The organism is Snodgrassella gandavensis (genome assembly GCF_914768025.1).
GTDB lineage: Bacteria > Pseudomonadota > Gammaproteobacteria > Burkholderiales > Neisseriaceae > Snodgrassella > Snodgrassella gandavensis.
This window is the reverse complement of record NZ_CAJZCE010000005.1, coordinates 90,090-109,922: the sequence shown is the minus strand read 5'-3', so window position 1 is coordinate 109,922 and position 19,833 is coordinate 90,090. Positions and strand designations below refer to the sequence as shown.

The 19,833-nt window shown below is 48.2% G+C and carries 14 protein-coding genes, 1 other RNA gene and 1 pseudogene; 12 read left to right on the top strand and 4 right to left on the bottom strand.

Going from position 1 to position 19,833, the window contains the following annotated elements:
• Positions 1-97: 97 nt before the first annotated feature.
• The 6 genes from MJ764_RS05830 (at position 98) to dnaE (ending at position 7,761) form a co-directional block, all read left to right on the top strand.
• Positions 98-1,075, top strand: coding sequence for an NAD(P)H-dependent glycerol-3-phosphate dehydrogenase (locus MJ764_RS05830; protein WP_239325460.1), 978 nt, complete (start codon positions 98-100; stop codon positions 1,073-1,075).
• A gap of 93 nt (positions 1,076-1,168) precedes the next feature.
• Complete coding sequence (locus MJ764_RS05825; RefSeq protein WP_239325458.1) at positions 1,169-1,495, top strand: hypothetical protein; 327 nt, start codon at positions 1,169-1,171, stop codon at positions 1,493-1,495.
• Complete coding sequence (locus MJ764_RS05820) at positions 1,495-1,797, top strand: cell division protein ZapA (protein WP_239325456.1); 303 nt, start codon at positions 1,495-1,497, stop codon at positions 1,795-1,797. The genes MJ764_RS05825 and MJ764_RS05820 overlap by 1 nt, the downstream gene beginning before the upstream one ends.
• A gap of 6 nt (positions 1,798-1,803) precedes the next feature.
• A non-coding RNA gene (gene ssrS, locus MJ764_RS05815) (6S RNA) lies at positions 1,804-1,984 on the top strand.
• A gap of 438 nt (positions 1,985-2,422) precedes the next feature.
• Positions 2,423-3,496: a DUF1176 domain-containing protein gene (locus MJ764_RS05810; protein ID WP_239325454.1), complete on the top strand. Its 1,074-nt coding sequence runs from the start codon at positions 2,423-2,425 to the stop codon at positions 3,494-3,496.
• An 818-nt stretch (positions 3,497-4,314) separates the two neighbouring features.
• Positions 4,315-7,761 (top strand): DNA polymerase III subunit alpha, encoded by a 3,447-nt coding sequence (gene dnaE, locus MJ764_RS05805; RefSeq protein WP_239325453.1) that lies wholly within the window; start codon positions 4,315-4,317, stop codon positions 7,759-7,761.
• 90 nt (positions 7,762-7,851) lie between these two features.
• Here the strand turns inward: dnaE and MJ764_RS05800 are convergent, their stop codons facing one another.
• The 4 genes from MJ764_RS05800 to tsaD are packed head-to-tail and all read right to left on the bottom strand — an operon-like array spanning position 7,852 to position 11,771.
• On the bottom strand, positions 7,852-8,283 hold the full coding sequence (locus MJ764_RS05800; RefSeq protein WP_239325451.1) for a DUF4124 domain-containing protein: 432 nt from the start codon (positions 8,281-8,283) through the stop codon (positions 7,852-7,854).
• Positions 8,284-8,304: 21 nt separating this feature from the next.
• Positions 8,305-8,778, bottom strand: coding sequence for a hypothetical protein (locus tag MJ764_RS05795; protein ID WP_239325449.1), 474 nt, complete (start codon positions 8,776-8,778; stop codon positions 8,305-8,307).
• 24 nt (positions 8,779-8,802) lie between these two features.
• On the bottom strand, positions 8,803-10,707 hold the full coding sequence (locus MJ764_RS05790; protein WP_239325447.1) for an ATP-binding cassette domain-containing protein: 1,905 nt from the start codon (positions 10,705-10,707) through the stop codon (positions 8,803-8,805).
• 41 nt (positions 10,708-10,748) lie between these two features.
• The gene (gene tsaD, locus MJ764_RS05785; protein ID WP_100090710.1) at positions 10,749-11,771 is read right to left on the bottom strand and encodes a tRNA (adenosine(37)-N6)-threonylcarbamoyltransferase complex transferase subunit TsaD; all 1,023 of its coding nucleotides are present in this window, start codon (positions 11,769-11,771) and stop codon (positions 10,749-10,751) included.
• A gap of 194 nt (positions 11,772-11,965) precedes the next feature.
• Between tsaD and queC the strand changes: the two genes are divergently transcribed.
• The 6 genes and pseudogenes from queC (at position 11,966) to gltB (ending at position 19,788) form a co-directional block, all read left to right on the top strand.
• Positions 11,966-12,628, top strand: coding sequence for a 7-cyano-7-deazaguanine synthase QueC (gene queC, locus MJ764_RS05780; protein ID WP_239325445.1), 663 nt, complete (start codon positions 11,966-11,968; stop codon positions 12,626-12,628).
• A gap of 110 nt (positions 12,629-12,738) precedes the next feature.
• Positions 12,739-13,011 (top strand): HP0495 family protein, encoded by a 273-nt coding sequence (locus MJ764_RS05775; protein ID WP_420853929.1) that lies wholly within the window; start codon positions 12,739-12,741, stop codon positions 13,009-13,011.
• On the top strand, positions 13,008-13,652 hold the full coding sequence (gene lipB, locus MJ764_RS05770; RefSeq protein ID WP_239325443.1) for a lipoyl(octanoyl) transferase LipB: 645 nt from the start codon (positions 13,008-13,010) through the stop codon (positions 13,650-13,652). Before MJ764_RS05775 ends, lipB begins: the two co-directional genes overlap by 4 nt.
• Positions 13,649-14,605 (top strand): lipoyl synthase, encoded by a 957-nt coding sequence (lipA, locus tag MJ764_RS05765; RefSeq protein ID WP_239325441.1) that lies wholly within the window; start codon positions 13,649-13,651, stop codon positions 14,603-14,605. Before lipB ends, lipA begins: the two co-directional genes overlap by 4 nt.
• Before the next feature lie 172 nt (positions 14,606-14,777).
• Positions 14,778-14,960, top strand: a pseudogene (locus MJ764_RS11625) (pyrimidine/purine nucleoside phosphorylase); the annotation flags it as partial.
• 361 nt (positions 14,961-15,321) lie between these two features.
• The gene (gene gltB / locus MJ764_RS05760; protein WP_239325439.1) at positions 15,322-19,788 is read left to right on the top strand and encodes a glutamate synthase large subunit; all 4,467 of its coding nucleotides are present in this window, start codon (positions 15,322-15,324) and stop codon (positions 19,786-19,788) included.
• Positions 19,789-19,833 lie beyond the last annotated feature (45 nt).

Here is a 19,833-nt window from a genome sequence, read left to right as displayed (position 1 = left end):
AAATGGTATGGCATTTTTGCATGTGGTTTAACGTTTAGTTAGTGGTCAAAGGACAGGGCAGTTATCTGCCGCTAGTTTGTTAAAGGGAATATTTGTCATGAATATTGGTGTACTGGGTGCTGGTGCGTGGGGAACGGCGCTTGCCATTCATTTTGCCTTGCATTCGCATAAGGTATGGCTATGGACACATAATGCCCGGCATGTGCAACAATTGCAGCAGGAACGGGTAAACAGGCGGTATCTGTCTGATTTTGTTTTACCGGAGAATCTTTCTGTTGTTGATAAGTTTGCACCGGCAGATCTGATTATTATTGCCACACCGGTGGCTGCGTTGCGTGAGAGTGCGCAAAAACTGGTGGCTGCTGGCTTGGGTGAGGTGCCGGTAATTGCAGCCTGCAAAGGGTTTGAGCAGCAAACCGGCTTGTTGCCGCAACAGGTATTGGCAGAAGTGATGTCGGCGAATAAGTGTATCGGGGTATTGTCTGGTCCGAGTTTTGCGCAGGAGCTGGCACAGCAGTTACCTTGTGCAGTTACGCTGGCTTCGGAAAATTTTGTCTGGATTCAGGCGCTGGCAGCGACACTGAATAATACAGTTTTGCGTCTGTATGCCAATGCTGATGTGATTGGTGCAGCAGTTGGCGGTGCTGTGAAAAATGTTATGGCTATTGCCACGGGCATTGCCGATGGGCTGAACTATGGTATTAATGCACGGGTGGCATTAATGACACGCGGCATGGCAGAAATTTCACGCCTGAATCAGGCTCTGGGTGGACAGGCAGCTACTTTGATGGGTTTGTCTGGTATGGGGGATTTGATTCTTACCTGTACGGGCTCGCTGTCGCGCAATCGCAGGGTAGGTTTGCTGCTGGCTGAAGGAAAATCGTTGCCTGAAGCGTTAACGGAACTTGGACATGTTGCCGAAGGTGTATATACTGTCGAAGAAGTGTGCCGACAGGCTGCTTCACTGGGAGTGGATATGCCGATTGCCACTATTTTGCAGCAGCTGTTTGAGGGTCGGACAGAAGTGCGGGCGCTGGCAGAAATATTGATGGAGCGGGCGCCCAGAGCGGAATAATAATTTAAGTGTTATAACAAATAACAATTTGACTGGCGGATGGCTAAATCAGGCAACCATGCTGCGTATTTTACGGATGGAAGCGGGTAGGGAATGGAAAATCAACTAGAACAATTGGAAGACAGCGTTAAACGGCTGGTTATACATTTTAATTCTCTTTTAGCTGAAAAGCATCAGTTGACCCAGCAGTTATCAACTGTAAAAAAACAGTTGCAACAACAGGGTGAAAATTTTCAGGCAGAACGTGAACGGATGCGTAAACAGCATGAGCAGGATAAGTTTCATTTACAGGAAAGCATGCAATCTACGATTGATGAACTGATTGCTGAAAAAAAACGTTATACTGCGGTATTACGGGCATCCAGTGATGAATTACAGCGCTTGCTACAACGCTTACCACTGGTGCAGGAGGATTCTTAATGGATGAAATTCAACAGGTTCGTGTGGAGATTCTTGGCCGTCCTTTTAATATAGGTACGCCCAGAAGTGAGCATGAAACATTGATGCAGGCTGTAAAGATGCTGAATGAAAAAATTGCTGCCATTCAGAGTTCCGGACGGATTGTTGAAACAGATAAAATTGTGATTATGGCTGCGCTGAATCTGGCGCACGATTTACTTAAACTTACGATGCATGGCGATTTGGTCGTCGGAGATTTTGATCGTAAGATGCAGGACATGATCCAGTTGTGTGAAAGTACACTCACACTTGTGGTAAAATAGTTCTTTCTTCCCCTGCTGTGTTCGTAAGGACATATATTCCTTTGAACCAATAATTCGCTTTTTTTGGCGGTTGGGTAGTGGTGGGCGTGAGCATTCCCTGTGAATGAACCCGAAACCATTCGATACTGCCAGCCTTGTCCTCAAGGTTCAAGCGGATGGCGTCCAATGCGGCACGTGTGGGGGAAACCTATTTGAACAGGCTGCCTGATGATTCAGGCAGCCTGTTTTTCATTGGATGGTGTGTTCGGTGTATCCGGAGCACGGGCGATATTCATTGTGATGGTATTCTGGTTGTGAAACCTGATTGAGATTTATTATGTTTGTTTTATGCGGCAAAATGCTGCTAAAAGATGCTTTTTTTTCATAAAAATCTGGATTAACCGGAATTTTCCTGTTTTTGGAAAATTCAGTTTGTGCTTAGACTGGTTAAGAAGAATTAATTAAGGCTGCACTGATAATAAATGGTCGTTTAAGTTTACGAGCTTATAAGTCTGCGAATGGTATGTAACAGGTTGTCATTAAAAAGCGAGTTACTATGAATTATTAAAAGTATGCGCAATGTGCAATATTGATGATATATGCTGTTATTAAATGATAGTTATGAATTTTACCGAGGTCTGATGTCATGCGCTTTTATTCTTGTTTATTACTGCTCTTATTCATCACTGTCACTACGCAGAATAATGTGTATGCTGCAAAGGTAACAGAATTTAATTATAAGGATTGGCAGGTTGTCTGCGATAATACACTTACTTGTCGTGCTGTTGGCTATAGTAGTGAAAATGGAGATTCTGATGTTTCAATATTGTTAATACGTAAAGCAGGAGCCAATCAATTGTTTACAGCTTATATTAAGACTAATGATCAGCAGGATGAACAACAAGAAGACGATACATTTGCACTTTCAATTAATCATCAGTTTTTAGGCAAGTTAAAAAATAAAAAAGATGAAGCATACAGGCTGTCACAGCATCAAATTTCACAAATCATTCAGGCTTTAAAAGGTAAGAATAATACGGTTATTTTTCATCAGAACGGCAAAAAATGGATGTTATCGAATTCTGGTTTTAATGCAGTTATGTTAAAGATGGATGAAGCACAAGGCCGTATTGGTACAGTTGGTGCTGTGGTTAAACAAGGGAATAAAAATGAATCTCATGTATATGCACCTGTGCCTGCCCCTGTTATTAAAAAGGCATCAGTGAGCACATCAGAACAAAGTAAAAAACTTACTCTTGTTGAAGTAATAAAAATATTCCCTCGATTTAAAGAACGTTTTGACAAGGAAGCAGATTGTGATTCTTTTGATTTATCCAATGATGCAGAAGATAGCAGCATGACAGCGTTTCAGCCTTTATTTCAGCTGATTAAATTAGATAAACGCCATAATTTACTTGAGGCTTCTTGCTGGGTTGCAGCATATAATGATGGTCGGGCATTCTGGGTTATACCTACCACAGTTAAACCGCATGATAATCAAATTAAATTTGTTACTAATTCGGGTAGCTACTATAACAAAGGGGAAATAGTGGCATCGCTTAAGGAGCGAGGGCTTGGTGATTGTTGGAATAGGGCTAGCTGGACATGGGACGGACAGCAGTTTTTGCTCTCTTCAGAAAAAATAACCGGAATATGCCGTGGTTTTATAGGTGGAACTTGGAATTTGCCTACTTTTGTTAGTACTATACAGACAAGATAAAGGTGGATAAAAGCATTTAATTTTTTGATTCTATTTTCGTATTATTCTTATATTTAGAGAATGACTCATATGCGTTATCTGAATATGAATTCGATGGATTAACCCAAGTTGCGGGCTTAAATGTCACTGCATCTGCAAGGGAAAATTCTTCATCGTGCAATATGGATTACTGCTGGTTTATGTGTTGGAAATGCGGTTATATAGATTCTTCCTGTTGAATGATGAGCTCTATGCGGATTGATTGTGCTATCCGCAGTCATAATACCTGCTACAACTACTTAGCATTGATGTGTGGTTTATTATGGTTGTGATGATTCAGCTAATTAGGGCTGTGCAGTGTTGATTGCAATTACTACTTTCAAGGACGTGGTGTCTTTATCTGATTGATGCACATTGTCGGCACGAGCGGGCGGGTGATATTTCAAGGTAATAATGTAATTCAATTTAACACGGTAGTATTTGAATTGTCTGATTCGGACACTCAATTAAAGTGTAAGGTAGTATGGTTGGTTTGATTACTGAATATTCTTCTATTATGTGAATCTGTGTTATTTAGTCTGTTTGCTGATGCTGTTACGCCCGCTTTACTGCTGCCGAGCCATAAACCAACCAGTTTTACGCCAGATTATTGCTGTGCAACTGACTAAATCAGGTAAAATTAGCGTTGTAATGCTGTGCCTGTGTATTGGCTGATACGCTGAATAGTACTATTCGTATTAGTCAGTATGCGGCTGATAAAGGTATCTGTTCAGTCTACCATTTTTTCTTTTTTTTATTTCCGATAAACCAGACAATCATTGTTCTGGTATGAAAATGCTATGTCCAACAATTTTCCCTATATTCCGCTGCGTCTGCATACTGAGTTTTCTATTGAGGATGGTATTGTGCGGATTAAAGAAGCAGTTAAGCGCGCCAATACTTTGGGGCTACCGGCACTCGGTATCAGTGACTTGATGAATGTGTTTGGCATGGTGAAGTTTTATAAGGCCTGCCGTAATGCTGGTATCAAGCCTATTATGGCGGTAGATGTGCGTGTGGAAAATCCGGAGCAGCCGGACAAGCCTTTTCGTTTGATGCTGGTGGTAAAGAATCATGCGGGTTATCTGCGTCTGAATGAATTGCTGACAGATGCTTATGTAGGCGAAGACCGCCATCCGCATCAGCCTCTTATTCGGCAGCAATGGCTGGCGGAAGGGGATAACAGCGGACTGATTTGTTTGTCAGGCGCACAGTATGGTGAAATTGGGCAGGCTTTGCTGGCGCATAAGCCAGAACTGGCTGCACAGGTCTGTGCTAAATATCAGCAATGGTTTGGCGACCGTTTTTATCTGGAAATTCAGCGCTTGCCGGAACGGCCGGAGTGGGAAGCCGTGGTGGCGGGCAGTGTGGCACTTGCTGCCGAGCGGCAGTTGCCGGTGGTGGCCACACATCCGGTGCAGTTTATGGATGCTGAAGATTTTCAGGCACACGAGGCAAGGGTATGTATTGCCAGTGGCTATGTGCTGGCAGACAAGCGTCGTCCGCATGATTTTGTGCCTAGTCAGTACTTTGTGACACCAGAGGAAATGGTGGCGCGCTTTGCTGATATTCCTGAAGCACTGGCCAATTCGGTAGCGATTGCGCAGCGTTGTAATCTGACGCTGACTCTGGGTAAACATTATTTGCCACTGTTTCCGACACCAGAGGGTATGACGCTGGATGACCTGCTGATACATCTGAGTAATGAGGGATTGCAGGAGCGCATGGCTTTTCTGTATCCGGATGAAGCTGAGCGGGCACAAAAAATGCCTGAATATCAGCAGCGTCTGGATTATGAGCTGGGCATTATTATCCAGATGCAGTTTCCCGGTTATTTTCTGATTGTGCAGGACTTTATTAACTGGGCCAAGCAGAACGGTTGTCCGGTGGGTCCCGGGCGTGGTTCCGGTGCTGGTTCGCTGGTGGCGTATTCGTTGAAAATTACTGATTTGGATCCGCTGCGTTATAACCTGCTGTTTGAACGTTTTCTGAATCCGGAGCGGGTTTCGATGCCGGACTTCGATATCGATTTTTGTCAGGAAAACCGTGGTCGTGTGATTCAGTATGTCCGCCATAAATATGGTGTACCTGCGGTAAGCCAGATTGTGACTTTTGGTACGATGTCGTCTAAATCTGTGGTACGTGATGTTGGGCGTGTGCTGGATTTACCTTTCGGCTTGTGTGACCGTTTGTCCAAGCTGATACCGGTAGAAGCCAATAAGCCGTTAAGTCTGACCAAGGCGCAGGAAGCCGAACCGCAGATTCAGCAGCTATTGCGCGAAGAAGAGGCAGAAGAGTTGCTGACGCTGGCGCTGAAGCTGGAAGACCTAACTCGCGGTTTGGGTATGCATGCCGGCGGGGTGTTGATGGCTCCCGGAAAAATTGCTGATTTCTGCCCGATTTATCAGGCAAGTGGTGATGATGCGTCTCCGGTTTCTATGTTTGACAAAGATGATGTTGAGCAGATTGGTCTGGTGAAATTCGACTTTCTTGGGCTGCGCAATTTAACCATTATCGAAATGACGCAAAAGTTTATTTTCGAGACTACTGGACAGAGGGTTGATGTAAACCATATTCCGCTAGATGATGCGGCTACTTACGCCAATATTTTTGCCAGAGGCAATACTACTGCGGTATTTCAGTTTGAGTCGGTGGGGATGAAGAAGATGCTGGTGACAGCACGCCCGACCAAATTCGAGGAAATTATCGCGTTTGTGGCCTTGTATCGCCCGGGGCCGATGGATCTGATTCCCGACTTTATCCGGCGTATGCACGGTGAAGAAAAGGTGGAATATCTGCATCCTAATCTGGAACCAGTACTGGATTCCACCTATGGGGTGATGGTCTATCAGGAACAGGTGATGCAGGCTGCACAGGTTTGCGGTGGCTATACGCTGGGTGGTGCCGATTTACTGCGGCGTGCCATGGGTAAGAAAAAGGTGGAGGAAATGGTGAAGCACCGTGCCATTTTCGAAGCTGGGGCGGCAGAAAAAGGTATAGACAAGCAAACGGCCAACGAGATTTTCAATTATATGGAGAAATTCGCTGGTTATGGTTTCAACAAGTCGCATGCTGCGGCTTATGCGCTGGTGTCGTATCAGACGGCCTGGCTTAAATGTCATTATCTGGCTGAATATCTGGCCGGTACGATGTCCAGTGAGTTAACCAATACGGACCAGTTGAAAATCTTTGTTGATGATGGTATTGAAAATGGTATTACTTTCCTGCCACCCAGTATCAATGAATCGTTTTATCGGTTTACACCAAATAATAACAAGCAGATTCGTTATGCGCTGGGTGCGATTAAAGGTACTGGTGAGGGGGCGGTAGAAGCAATTGTGCGTGCTCGTGAAACAGGTGGTGCGTTTACTGATCTGTTTGATTTCTGCCAGCGCGTCGACCGCCAGCATCTGAACCGCCGCACTATAGAAGCTTTAGTACGAGCCGGTGCATTTGATGAACTGAATCCGAATCGTGCTCAGTTGCTGGCCAATATTGGACTGGCGATGGATAACGCCGAACAGGTGGCCGCCAATGCTAATCAGGGTGGCTTATTTGATATGGTGGAAGATGCCATAGAGCCTTTGCAAATGGAAGAAGTGGCACCATGGTCACTGGCGGTAAAACTGGCGGAAGAAAAGCAGGCTATGGGCTTCTATTTTTCCGGCCATCCTTTCGAACCTTACGCTGATAAGGTACGCGCACTGGTGAGCAGTAAACTGGCAGCACTTAAACCATCCAATAATAAGCAGAAAGTGGCCGGTTTCGTCACCGGGGTGCGTTATATCATGGGTAAACGCGGTAAATTTGCCGTCGTGCAACTGGAAGATGGCAGTGCCAAGCAAGAGGTAGTGGTAGCTGGGCAGGCGCTGGAAGAGTATGGTGCCAGTCTGAAGTCTGATCAGGTATTGATTATGGAATGCAAGGTTGCGGTAGATGAATACAATGGCGGCGATGGCTTGCGCATTACTGCTGATGATGCGTTTACGCTTGCTGAAGCCAGTGCCCGCTATGCGCGCAGTCTACAATTGCATATCGCTGCGGATACCCCTGTCAGTCAACTGGCGGCGCTGTTACGGCCTTATTGTGAGCAGCAAGCACATGTGCCACTGAAATTCTGCTGCCAGCATCAGCAGGCTTATGGTGAGTTACGCGCGGATAAAAGCTGGTTAATTAAGCCTGAGGCAGCTTTATTCGATAGCCTGTACACATTGCTAGGTGATGAAGCGGTGCAGGTAAGTTTCTGAATGTGGTTAACGGTAGTAGCAGGGTTATGGATTAAGCCCTGCTACTATACCTATACCGATATTTTTAGACTAAACGGGGTTGTAGCACAATTATTTGTTGTTACTCATGGCGCTATCCAGCTCCTGTTGTCGGGTTTTAACAATATCTTCGAGGCCTTTGATACGTTCCTGATAGCGCGCGTAATTGCGTTCGCTGCCCAGACGTACTTTTTTGCCTTCTTCCAGAGCTTTCTGGGCATCGGCGAGATTTTTGCGAGCCGTGGCGATAGCAGCCGGATTGGGCTGGTTGCTGGCAGTTGAGTCTGTTTCTTTAGCGATGGTTGTGCTGTAGCTTGGGGCGGGTTTGTAGGCGGAAGTTGTTGAGAAATTTATGCCCAAATTGCTGGCCGGATGACAGTTCTTGTTTTTGGGAATTTCTGTATAGCTGTGGTTACCGCGGCTGTCGGTACATTCGTATACCTGAGCCAGTGCAGAAGTACTGATCAAGGTGGACAGGGCAACAAAAATTAAGCGTTTTTTCATGATTTATCCTTTGTTTGGGTTTTACATGCGGCCAAGTTCTCGCTGGATGGCTTGAATGTTTTGCTGCCGGTCAAGTACGGCACTTTGCAGCTCGGTAATGTTGCCGCCTTTGCCGGTGCGACTGCGGTTAAGAGCCTGTTGCGCCTGTGCCAGAGCGTTGCGTTCATTGGTCAGTTCCTGCTGCAAAATAGCACGACGGGTATTGTCGCTGCCTTTGGGAACGATATTGACTGTGGGTTGCGGGCCGCTATAGGCGGTGGCTACCCGGGTTGCCGGACGCGGCCGGCTGCGTATAGCCGCGGAGGGGCTGCTGCGACGACTGTCGCTGTAGCTGCCGATGGGTGGCAGACTAGCTACTGCACAGTTACCCTTTGGTTTGGAGGTATAGACAATTTCGCCATTTTCAAGACAGGTATAAACTTTAGCATAGGCACTGTGCTCCATGAATAGACTGCCGGTCAATATCAGTATGGGAAGGAATTTGTTGTATGTCATTATTGAACCTTATACATCATTAATTCACGTGTTCAGGTTGATTTCTTCTACTTGTTGTTGCCATTCAAGCCATTTTTCTTCAGTTTGGGTTAATTTTACTTTGAGCTCGGCCAATTGGGTAATGATTTGTTGTAATTTTTCCCGGTTTTCGTCAAGGTAGGCCTGTTCGCTGGCAAGAAATGCTTCGCATTGTTGCTGCTGCTGTTGCCAGTTTTCCATGTCGCGCTCGGCTTGTTCGATGTTTTTCAGTAAAGGTTTGGCCAGACGGGCGCGTTCTTGTCGCTGTTGAGCTTCGATGCGTTTCTGTTCTTTGCGATTAAGGCTATCGCTGGGGTTCTGTGGCTGTTCACCGTTGTGCTGTTGCTGAGTTAAACGCCACTGGCGGTAGTTGCTCAGGTCGCCATCGAAATGTTTGAGTTCGCCCTGCTCGAGGTAAATCAGGGCATCGGTGGTGGATTCGAGCAGGCTGCGGTCGTGGGATACGACTATCAGTGCGCCCTGAAAGCTTTGCAGAGCCAGTGTCAGGGCATGGCGCATGTCGAGATCAAGATGGTTGGTCGGTTCGTCCAGTAGTAACAGATTGGGCTTCTGCCACACAATCATGGCCAGTGCCAGACGTGCTTTTTCACCACCGGAAAAGGGAGCTATTGGCTGTAAGGCCATATCGCCGATAAAGGCAAAGCTGCCAAGAAAGTTGCGGATTTCCTGTTCGCGTACTTCGGGTGACAGTTGCTGAATGTGCCAGATCGGGTTCTGGTCAGCACGCAGGGTTTCGAGCTGGTGTTGGGCAAAGTAGCCGATTTTGAGCTTTTCGGCGCGTACAATCTGGCCGCTTATCGGTTGCAGGCTGCCGGATATGGCTTTGATAAGAGTGGATTTACCACTGCCATTTACGCCCAGCAGGCCATAGCGGACACCAGATTCTACCGACAGGTCGATATTGTGCAGAACGGTTTTGTCGCCATAGCCAAGGTTGATGTGTTCCAGTTTCAGCAGGGGATTGGGCAGGTGGTCGGGCTGAGCAAATTCAAAGGAGAATTCGCTGTCCAAGTGTGCAGGTGCAATGCGTTCGAGCCGTGCCAGTGCCTTGATGCGGCTTTGTGCCTGTACTGCTTTGGTGGCCTTGGCCTTGAAGCGGTCGATAAAGGATTGCAGGTGCTGGATATGTGCCTGCTGTTTGAGATAGGCGGCCTGTTGCTGTGCCAGCCGCTGTGCACGTTCCTGCTGGTAAAAATCATAGTTGCCACCATAGAGCGTAAGTTGCTGCTGTGCCAGTTCAACTGTTTGGGTGGTGGTGGCGTTGAGAAAGTCGCGGTCGTGCGAGATGATGATCTGGGTAGTGTTCAGACTGGCCAGATGCTGTTCCAGCCACAGCACGGTTTCCAGATCCAGATGGTTAGTGGGTTCGTCCAGCAGGAGTAAATCGGTACGACACATCAAGGCCTGTGCCAGATTCAGGCGCATACGCCAGCCACCACTGAATGATTTTACCGGCTGCTGCTGTTCATGCTGTGAAAAGCCAAGGCCGTTGAGCAGTTTGGCAGCACGAGCCGGAGCGCTGTAGGCACCGATTTCGTCCAGCCGTGCATGATATTCTGCTTGTTTGAGGCCATCGTTGCAGGCTTCTGCCTGTTGCAGTAGCTGTTGTAGCTCCTGTAATTCGCCATCGCCCTGTAAGACGTATTCCAGCGCAGGGGTGTTCAGTGCCGGTGTTTCCTGTTTGACGGTCGCCAGCTGCCAATGTTTAGGCAAGCGGATGTCTCCGCTGTCGTGGCTGATTTTACCTTCTAGCAGGGCAAACAGGCTGGATTTACCCGTACCGTTTTTGCCAATCAGGCCAATGCGCTGGCCGGGATAGATGGTCAGGCTGGCGTTGTGCAGAAGCTGTTTGCTGCCACGCTGTAAGCTGAGGTTTTTGATTTCGATCATATGAATCAGTGTGATGGAATAGTGCTATCGGGGGGTAGGCGTTACTGGACAATCTGGCTTAACGGCCAGCGTGGTTTGACGTTGAAACCGGCAGCCGGCTGGGCACTGGCCAGATGCATGGCGCCGGCAAAGGCAATCATGGCGCCATTATCAGTACAGTAGGCCATTGGTGGAAAGAATGTACGCACTTTGGGCAGGCTGCTCAGGCTCTGACGCAACTGCCAGTTGGCGCCCACGCCGCCGGCAACCACTAGCTGCTGATAGCCAGTTTGTTTTAGTGCCTGTTTGGCTTTGCTGGTGAGTACGTCTACTACGGCATCCTGAAATTCGCGGCAGATGTTATTGCGGATTTGTTCGGGCAGCTCTGTGCCGCAACCGGTTTCTGTGCGGATTTTGTTTACGGCGGTGAGTACGGCGGTTTTCAGGCCGGAAAAGCTCATATTCAGGTCGTGTGAATGCAGCATCGGACGCGGAAAATGCAGGCTACCCGGTTGCCCCAGTTTGGCCAGCTCGGACAGTTTTGCGCCACCCGGATAGGGCAGGCCGAGCAGTTTGGCGGTTTTATCAAATGCTTCTCCGGCGGCATCATCAATGCTTTCGCCCAGCAGAGTATAGTCGCCGATGCCTTTTACCGCCATGAATTGGGTATGGCCGCCAGAAACCAGCAGGGCGACAAAGGGAAAGGCCGGTTTTTCTTCGCTAAGCAGCGGCGATAACATGTGACCTTCAAGGTGGTGTACTGGAATGATGGGTTTGTTGAGCGCAAACGCCAGTGCGTTAGCAAAGCTGGCGCCAGCCAGCAAGGCTCCGCCCAGACCCGGCCCCTGTGTATAGGCAATGGCATCGATGTCGTGGTAGGTTTTGCCGGCCTGTTGCAGGCAGGCATTAGTAAGCGGGGTGAGACGACGGATATGGTCGCGGCTGGCCAGCTCGGGTACGACGCCGCCATATTCGGCATGCATGGCAATTTGTGTATGCAGTTGATGCGCCAGTAGTCCGTGCGTGCTGTCGTAGAGGGCTACGCCGGTTTCGTCACAGGATGATTCGATTCCCAATACCAACATGTTTGAATACTTGAATTTTAAGCAGTAAAGCCGATTATTTTACCTCTTTTACACGCTTTCGTGGTCAGACTGTCAGTATGGGAGAGCAAATGTTTTATAATAAGTGACTGCGTGGTTCGCAAACTTCCCACGTCAGACGGTTGGAAAATGGGTTTTTCGGCCGCTTCTGAAATCAAAACTAAGGAATCTGAATAATGGAACAACATGCTCAAGCGCTGGTGATTTTTTCCGGCGGTCAGGATTCGACTACCTGCCTGTTGCAGGCTATTGCGACTTACGGACGCGAGAATGTACAGACGATTACTTTTCAGTATGGCCAGCGTCACGCGATTGAACTGCAAAAGGCGCGCTGGATAGCGCAGGACTTAGGTGTGGCGCAAACGGTGATGGATTTATCGCTGTTGCAAAGCATTACCCATAATGCGCTGATGGATGAACAGCAGGCGATTGAGGCGCCGGCTGAGGGTCTGCCGAATACCTTTGTTGATGGGCGCAATGCGCTGTTTTTATTATATGCGGCGATTTTTGCCAAGGGGCAGGGGATTCATAATGTAATTGCCGGCGTGTGTGAAACCGATTTTTCCGGTTATCCGGATTGCCGAAATGTGTTTGTGCAGTCGATGAATGTAACGCTGAATCTGGCGATGGATTATGAATTCAGGCTGATTACGCCGCTGATGTATCTGGACAAAGCGCAGACTTGGGCGCTGGCTGATGAGCTGGGTTATCTGGACTATGTGCGCGAGCATACGCACACCTGTTATAACGGGGTGGAGGGCGGTTGTGGTGAGTGCCCGAGCTGTGTGCTGCGTGAACGGGGTTTACAGACTTATTTAGCGCAGAAAGCTGTTGCTTAGCATAAATTTATTACCGCTGTTAGCTTTGGATTAAAATTTTTTACGTGAATAAGCCTGTTTTGCATGGGATTTAAATGGTACAAACGTGTGCACACAGGAAAGGTATAGATATGAGTGATAATCTGAAAACCAGTATTATTGAATTTCCGCTGGATTTCCCGATTAAGGTAATGGGTGCGCAGCATCCTGAGTTTGCGGCCACGGTATTGGATGTAGTACAGCAGCATGCGCCGGCAACGGCAGCAGCAGATATCAATACCCGCCCGAGCAGTAAGGGTAATTATATTAGTGCAACGGTGGTTATCCGCGCGGAAAGTCAGGAGCAGCTGGACAATATTTATCGTGCTTTAAGTAGCCATCCCATGGTGAAGGTTGTGCTATGAAGGTGGTTCAGCTGGGCTTGCGCGCTTATCAGCCGGTTTTTGCGGCGATGCAGGATTTTACGGCGAATCGCACAGCTGAAACGGAAGATGAATTATGGGTTGTAGAACATCCGCCGGTGTTTACACAGGGGATGGCCGGCAAGCCGGAGCATATTCTGGTGCATGATGAAATTGAAGTGGTGCAGATTGACCGTGGCGGGCAGGTAACTTATCACGGCCCGGGACAACTGGTGGTGTATACGCTGATTGATTTTAAGCGACGCCATATTACCGTACGGGAGCTGGTGAGCCGGCTGGAAAACAGTATTATTGCTACGCTGGCCGATTACGGCATTGTGGCAGAGAATGACCCGAAACGCCCCGGTGTTTATGTAAACGGCCGCAAAATCGCTTCTCTGGGGCTGCGTATCAAACAGGGTGCGGTATATCACGGGCTGGCGCTGAATGTGAATATGAACCTGACCCCGTTTACACATATCAATCCGTGTGGCTATGCCGGATTACACATGACTCAGATTGCTGATCTGGTAGAGCCTTGTCCTGCGCTGGCTGAAGTTGCCAAACGTTTAACCAGCTACCTGACTTTGCAATTGAATGCACCGCCGCCTGAGCGGCCATCTACACAGAAAGTGGTACTATGAATCAAGATAACAGCCAAGGGGTAAAACATAAGGGTGCAGAAAAAACTGCGCGTATTCCGATTAAGGTTGTGCCGCTGGAAGAAAAACTGAAAAAACCGGAATGGATTCGGGCGCGGCTACCCAGCAGTCAAAAATTTTTTGAGATTAAAAATATTGTTCGTGAACAGAAGCTGCATACCGTATGTGAGGAAGCCAGTTGTCCGAATATAGGTGAGTGCTTCAGCAAGGGCACGGCAACGTTTATGATTATGGGTGATATCTGTACCCGCCGCTGTCCGTTTTGTGACGTGGGACATGGTCGCCCCAATCCGCTTGACCCGCAGGAACCGAAACATCTGGCCGCTTCGGTGAAAGCGATGAATCTGCGCTATGTGGTAATTACTTCGGTAGACCGTGATGACTTGCGCGATGGCGGGGCACAGCATTTTGCAGATTGCATTAGTGCCATTCGCGAGTCCAGCCCGCATACCCAGATTGAGGTGCTGGTACCAGATTTTCGCGGGCGTCTGGATACGGCGCTGGATATTCTGGCACAAACACCGCCGGATGTCCTCAATCACAATCTGGAAACGGCTCCGCGACTGTATAAACAGGCGCGACCCGGTGCGGATTATCAGCATTCGCTGAAGTTGCTGAAACAGTATAAGGCGTTACGGCCGGAGGTGGCGACGAAATCTGGTCTGATGGTAGGGTTGGGTGAGCGTGATGAGGAAATTCTGGAAGTGATGCAGGATTTACGCGCCCATGATGTGGAAATGATTACCATTGGTCAGTATTTGCAACCCAGTAACAGCCATTTGCCGGTATTGCGCTATGTCACGCCGGAACAGTTTAAGGTATTTGAAAAACGTGCTTATGAGATGGGCTTTAAGCACGGGGCAATCGGGGCAATGGTACGCTCCAGCTATCATGCTGATGTTCAGGCAGAACACGCTGGTGTGGTCAGCGAATAAAATTGTAACAGGGAGATGCTTGCATCTCCCTGTTTATTAATGGGCAGTATAAGAAAAGTATCGTAACCGGATAATACACATAAAGAAGTATTTTGACGGGCAGGCAATTTTTATTAGCTTGAAAACGATAACATCACCGGTAACCGTGGCGGTGATGTAGCCCGGCGAATATACTTTTCTGACACAGGAGCTGAAAACTATAAAAATTTCCGGCGTACTGTTAGTTTTGCTTCCACAATGTAATGACTGGCATGATTTTAAGGATGGCGAAACTTTGCAAATTACAGCCGGACAATCTTTCAGATTAAAAGTGACGCAGAATGCAGCTTATTTTTGCACTTATAGTCGGGCTTAAATTTATTTTAAATGTAGAGTTATATTATTGAATTAAAATATTAATTGATTATTATTCTCATTTAAATAGCTTGCTGATGGCGTTATTTGTACCTTCTGCAATTTTTTTTTGGCTTTTAAAGCCTTATTGCCATAAATGTGTAATTTAGTGAAATATGGCATATTTTCAGCTTAATGCCGTTTTAATATGCCCAAATCCGGATAACTGTAGTGATTTAAACTAAAAATCAATAAAATTATAGAGATTTTTTTACTGTACTAGACAAAAAAGTTTTTGACGCATATAGGTAAATTTTTGTATGTTTGTTATCTTGACTAATTAATTTGTGCTTTGCAGTTAGTGCAGCAAGCGAGGTTTCCTGATGTCCAGCTTATACGACCACTCTCTGGTAAAAGAAAACTGCGGTTTTGGATTAATTGCCAATATTGAAGGCGAACCCAGCCACAAGGTGGTGCGTACCGCAATATTGGGGCTGTCACGCATGCAGCATCGTGGGGCGATTCTGTCTGATGGCAAAACGGGTGATGGCTGTGGCCTGTTGCTGCAAATGCCGAAAAAATTCTTTCAGGCGGTAGCGGAGGAAGCTGGCATTACGCTGGCAAAGAATTTTGCCGTGGGGATGATTTTCTTTCCGCGCGATGAAGCATTGACACAGGAATATAAGGCCATTATTGAGGAAGAGCTGACACGTGAAACGCTGAATATTTCATTGTGGCGGCCTGTACCCACCAATCCGAAAATGCTCGGTGCCATTGCACTGGCAGATATGCCGCATATTGAGCAGGTATTTATCAATGCGCCCGCTGGCTGGCTGCCGCGGGATTTGGAACGGCGGCTGTTTATGACCCGCCGGCGTATTGAAAAGCGCATTAATCACCGTGATTTTTATATTTGCAGCCTGTCTAATCAGGTAATGATTTATAAAGGGCTGTGCATGCCCAAGGATTTACCGCGGTTTTATCCTGATCTGGCTGATTTACGCATGCAAAGTGCGATTTGTCTGTTTCACCAGCGTTTTTCTACCAATACACTGCCGCGCTGGCAGCTAGCGCAACCATTCCGTTATCTGGCGCATAATGGTGAGATCAATACCATTTCCGGTAATCGGGCTTGGGCAAAGGCGCGCTCATATAAATATCACACTCCGCTGATTCCGGATTTGCAGACGGCGGCACCATTTGTGAATGAAACCGGTTCGGATTCCAGCTCACTAGACAATATGCTGGAGCTGTTTGTGAATGGTGGTATGGATTTGTTTCGTGCCATGCGCTTATTGGTGCCGCCGGCTTGGCAACACAATCCGGACATGGATGAGGATTTGCGCGCCTTTTATGATTTTAATTCCATGCACATGGAACCGTGGGATGGTCCGGCGGGTATTGTGCTCAGCGATGGCCGCTATGCAGCCTGTACGCTCGACCGTAACGGCCTGCGGCCGGCTCGCTATGTGATTACTCAGGACAAGCTGATTACCATTGCATCGGAAGTGGGTATCTGGGATTACGCGCCGGATGAAGTAGTAGAGAAAGGCCGTGTTGGCCCGGGTGAACTGTTGGTGATCGATACGCGTGAGGGTAGGCTGATGCAATCGGCTGACATCAACACCGAACTGAAAACGCGCCATCCGTATAAGGAGTGGCTGGACAGAAATGTTCTATCACTGGTTCCATTTGAGAAACTGCCAGATGAAGAAGTAGGCGAATCCAGCTTTTCAGCAGACAGACTGTTGGTGTACCAGAAGCTGTTCGGCTATGACTTGGAAGAACTGGAAAGTGTGGTGCGGGTGCTGGGCGAAAATGGTCAGGAAGCGGTAGGCTCGATGGGAGACGATACGCCGTTTGCGGTGTTGTCGCAGCGGCCTCGGCTGTTGTTTGATTATTTTCGCCAGTATTTTGCCCAAGTAACCAATCCACCGATAGACCCCTTGCGTGAAAAACATGTGATGAGCCTGAATACCTGTATCGGGCGCGAAATGAGTGTGTTTTTTGAAGCTGAGGGAATGTCACACCGGGTGAATTTTAAATCGCCGGTACTCTTGTACTCCGATATGCAGCAGTTGCTGCAATTATCAGCCGAATACTATCAGCATCATCATCTGGATGCAGTGTATAACCCGAATGAAACCAGCCTGAAAGAGGCACTGGTGCGCCTGTGTGATGAGGCCGTGGCCGCAGTCAGAAACGGGGCTGTGCTGCTGGTGATTTCAGACCGTAATGTCAGTCGTGATGCCATGCCGATTCCGGCTGTTCTCAGTGTTGGCGCGATTCAGCAGCGACTGGTGGAAACCAATCTGCGCTGTGATGCAAATATTATTGTTGAAACCGCTTCAGCACGTAATCCGCACCATTTTGCTGTATTGATAGGTTTGGGTGCTACGGCAGTGTATCCTTATCTGGCCTATGAGAGTCTGGCCAGAATGGTGAGCATTGGCGCGATTACCAAACCACTACGGCAGGTAATGATAAATTTCCGCAATGCCATCAATAAGGGTTTGTATAAAATTATCTCTAAAATGGGCATCTCGACTATTTCTTCCTATCGTTGTGCCTGTCTGTTTGAAGCAATCGGCTTTCATCATGAGGTGATGGAGCTGTGCTTTAAAAATATGCTTAACCGCATTGAGGGAGCAACTTTTGCCCAGCTAGACGCAGAACTGCGCTGGTTTCATAAACGCGCCTGGCAGAAAAGCCGAGGGCTGGAAATCGGCGGTTATCTGAAATACAAGCCACAGGGTGAATTTCACGCCTATAACCCCGAAGTGGTAAATACTTTGCAGGCAGCCGTCAACAGTGGCGATTATGCCCACTATCGCCGCTATGCCGATGCTGTAAATAAGCGGCCTCCCTCTATGCTGCGCGATTTGCTGCATCTGAAAACCGAAACCGCCACACCGGTAGCACTGGAACAGGTAGAAGCGGCGGAGAATCTGTATAAGCGCTTTGACAGTGCGGCCATGTCGATAGGAGCATTAAGCCCGGAAGCACATGAGGCACTGGCCACAGCGATGAACCGGCTGGGCGGCTTTTCTAATTCCGGTGAGGGCGGCGAAGATCCGCGCCGTTATGGTACCGAACGGGTATCGCGGATTAAGCAGGTGGCTTCCGGCCGTTTCGGAGTAACACCAGCCTATCTGATGAGTGCTGATGTTATTCAGATTAAAGTGGCGCAGGGTGCCAAACCGGGTGAAGGTGGCCAGTTACCGGGAGACAAGGTTACCCCGTATATCGCGCAACTGCGCTTTGCGGTGCCCGGTTCTACCCTGATTTCGCCACCACCGCATCATGATATTTATTCGATTGAAGATTTAGCACAACTGATTTTTGATTTAAAACAGATTAATCCGCGGGCACAGATTTCAGTAAAGCTGGTGTCTTTACCGGGTGTTGGTACTATTGCTACAGGCGTAGCCAAAGCTTATGCCGATCTGATTACCATATCCGGTTATGATGGTGGCACGGGCGCCAGTCCGATTACCAGCGTGAAATATGCTGGCAGCCCGTGGGAGCTGGGGCTGGCCGAAGCCCAGCAGGCGCTGGTGGAAAATAATCTGCGCCACAAAGTGCGTCTGCAAGTGGATGGCGGCCTCAAAACCGGTCTGGATATTGTTAAAGCAGCGATTCTGGGCGCAGAAAGCTTTGGCTTCGGTACCGGGCCGATGATTGCGCTGGGCTGCCGTTATCTGCGCATCTGTCACCTGAATAACTGTGCTACCGGCGTGGCCACTCAGGATGATACCCTGCGCCAAGAACATTTCCATGGTTTACCGGAAAAAGCGATGAATTATTTTAAATTCATTGCACAGGATGTGCGTGAAATCATGGCACAGCTTGGGGTAACCCAGTTAACCGATTTAATCGGCCGTACCGAGCTGCTGGAAGTCATATCCGGCATTACGCCGAAACAAAGCACGCTGGATTTAAGCAAGTTGCTGTATTCACCGAAAGTACCAGATGGCAGCTCGCGCTACTGTACCCAGACCAATCCACCATTTGATAGCGGCCGCCTCAACCGCACCATCATGCAGGATATTGGGGATGCGGTGCAAAGCGGGGCTGATGTAGATTTAAGCTATGACATCAATAATACCGACCGCTCGGTGGGTGCCACTTTATCCGGCCAGATTGCTGCTGCTTACGGCAATCGCGGCCATGTACCACAGCGCTTTGATATATATCTGAATGGTACAGCGGGACAGAGTTTCGGCGTATGGCTGGCCGGAACGGTGAATCTGTATCTGACTGGAGATGCCAACGATTATGTGGGCAAAGGAATGGCCGGCGGCAAGATTGTGATTCATCCGCACGGCGGTACAGCATTCCAGCCGGAAGACACCACGATTATTGGCAATACCTGTCTATATGGTGCTACCGGTGGCAAACTGTTTGCTTCCGGTAAGGCCGGTGAACGTTTTGCCGTGCGCAATTCCGGAGCCACGGTGGTAGTGGAAGGTATTGGCGACAATGGCTGTGAATATATGACCGGTGGCGTGGTGTGTGTACTGGGCAAAACCGGAATCAACTTTGGTGCCGGTATGACTGGCGGTTTTGCCTATGTGCTGGATGTAGATGGCGGTTTCCGGCAGCGCATTAATCCCGAGCTGGTGGAAGGGCTGGATATCAGCACACTAACCATGCATCAGGAAAATCTGCGTGGCCTGATTGCTGAGCATGTGGAAAATACCCACAGTCCGCTGGGGGAACGCATTCTGGCCAAATGGGACAATTATGTTAACCGCTTTGTACTGGTTAAACCGAAAGCCAATGATGTAGATGCGCTGCTGGGACATAAACCGCGTACCGTTACCGAGTTGCGCGCTGTTACCCAGTAAGGCCGCCGGACAATGCAGGAATAATTAGAAATAGTGCAAGGAACA

Bases quoted from the DNA above. Each gene is read 5' to 3' on its own strand.
- MJ764_RS05830 (WP_239325460.1), top strand. From the start codon at position 98: ATGAATATTGGTGTACTGGGTGCTGGTGCGTGGGGAACGGCGCTTGCC.
- MJ764_RS05825 (WP_239325458.1), top strand. From the start codon at position 1,169: ATGGAAAATCAACTAGAACAATTGGAAGACAGCGTTAAACGGCTGGTT.
- MJ764_RS05820 (WP_239325456.1), top strand. From the start codon at position 1,495: ATGGATGAAATTCAACAGGTTCGTGTGGAGATTCTTGGCCGTCCTTTT.
- MJ764_RS05810 (WP_239325454.1), top strand. From the start codon at position 2,423: ATGCGCTTTTATTCTTGTTTATTACTGCTCTTATTCATCACTGTCACT.
- dnaE (WP_239325453.1), top strand. From the start codon at position 4,315: ATGTCCAACAATTTTCCCTATATTCCGCTGCGTCTGCATACTGAGTTT.
- MJ764_RS05800 (WP_239325451.1), bottom strand. From the start codon at position 8,283: ATGAAAAAACGCTTAATTTTTGTTGCCCTGTCCACCTTGATCAGTACT.
- MJ764_RS05795 (WP_239325449.1), bottom strand. From the start codon at position 8,778: ATGACATACAACAAATTCCTTCCCATACTGATATTGACCGGCAGTCTA.
- MJ764_RS05790 (WP_239325447.1), bottom strand. From the start codon at position 10,707: ATGATCGAAATCAAAAACCTCAGCTTACAGCGTGGCAGCAAACAGCTT.
- tsaD (WP_100090710.1), bottom strand. From the start codon at position 11,771: ATGTTGGTATTGGGAATCGAATCATCCTGTGACGAAACCGGCGTAGCC.
- queC (WP_239325445.1), top strand. From the start codon at position 11,966: ATGGAACAACATGCTCAAGCGCTGGTGATTTTTTCCGGCGGTCAGGAT.
- MJ764_RS05775 (WP_420853929.1), top strand. From the start codon at position 12,739: ATGAGTGATAATCTGAAAACCAGTATTATTGAATTTCCGCTGGATTTC.
- lipB (WP_239325443.1), top strand. From the start codon at position 13,008: ATGAAGGTGGTTCAGCTGGGCTTGCGCGCTTATCAGCCGGTTTTTGCG.
- lipA (WP_239325441.1), top strand. From the start codon at position 13,649: ATGAATCAAGATAACAGCCAAGGGGTAAAACATAAGGGTGCAGAAAAA.
- gltB (WP_239325439.1), top strand. From the start codon at position 15,322: ATGTCCAGCTTATACGACCACTCTCTGGTAAAAGAAAACTGCGGTTTT.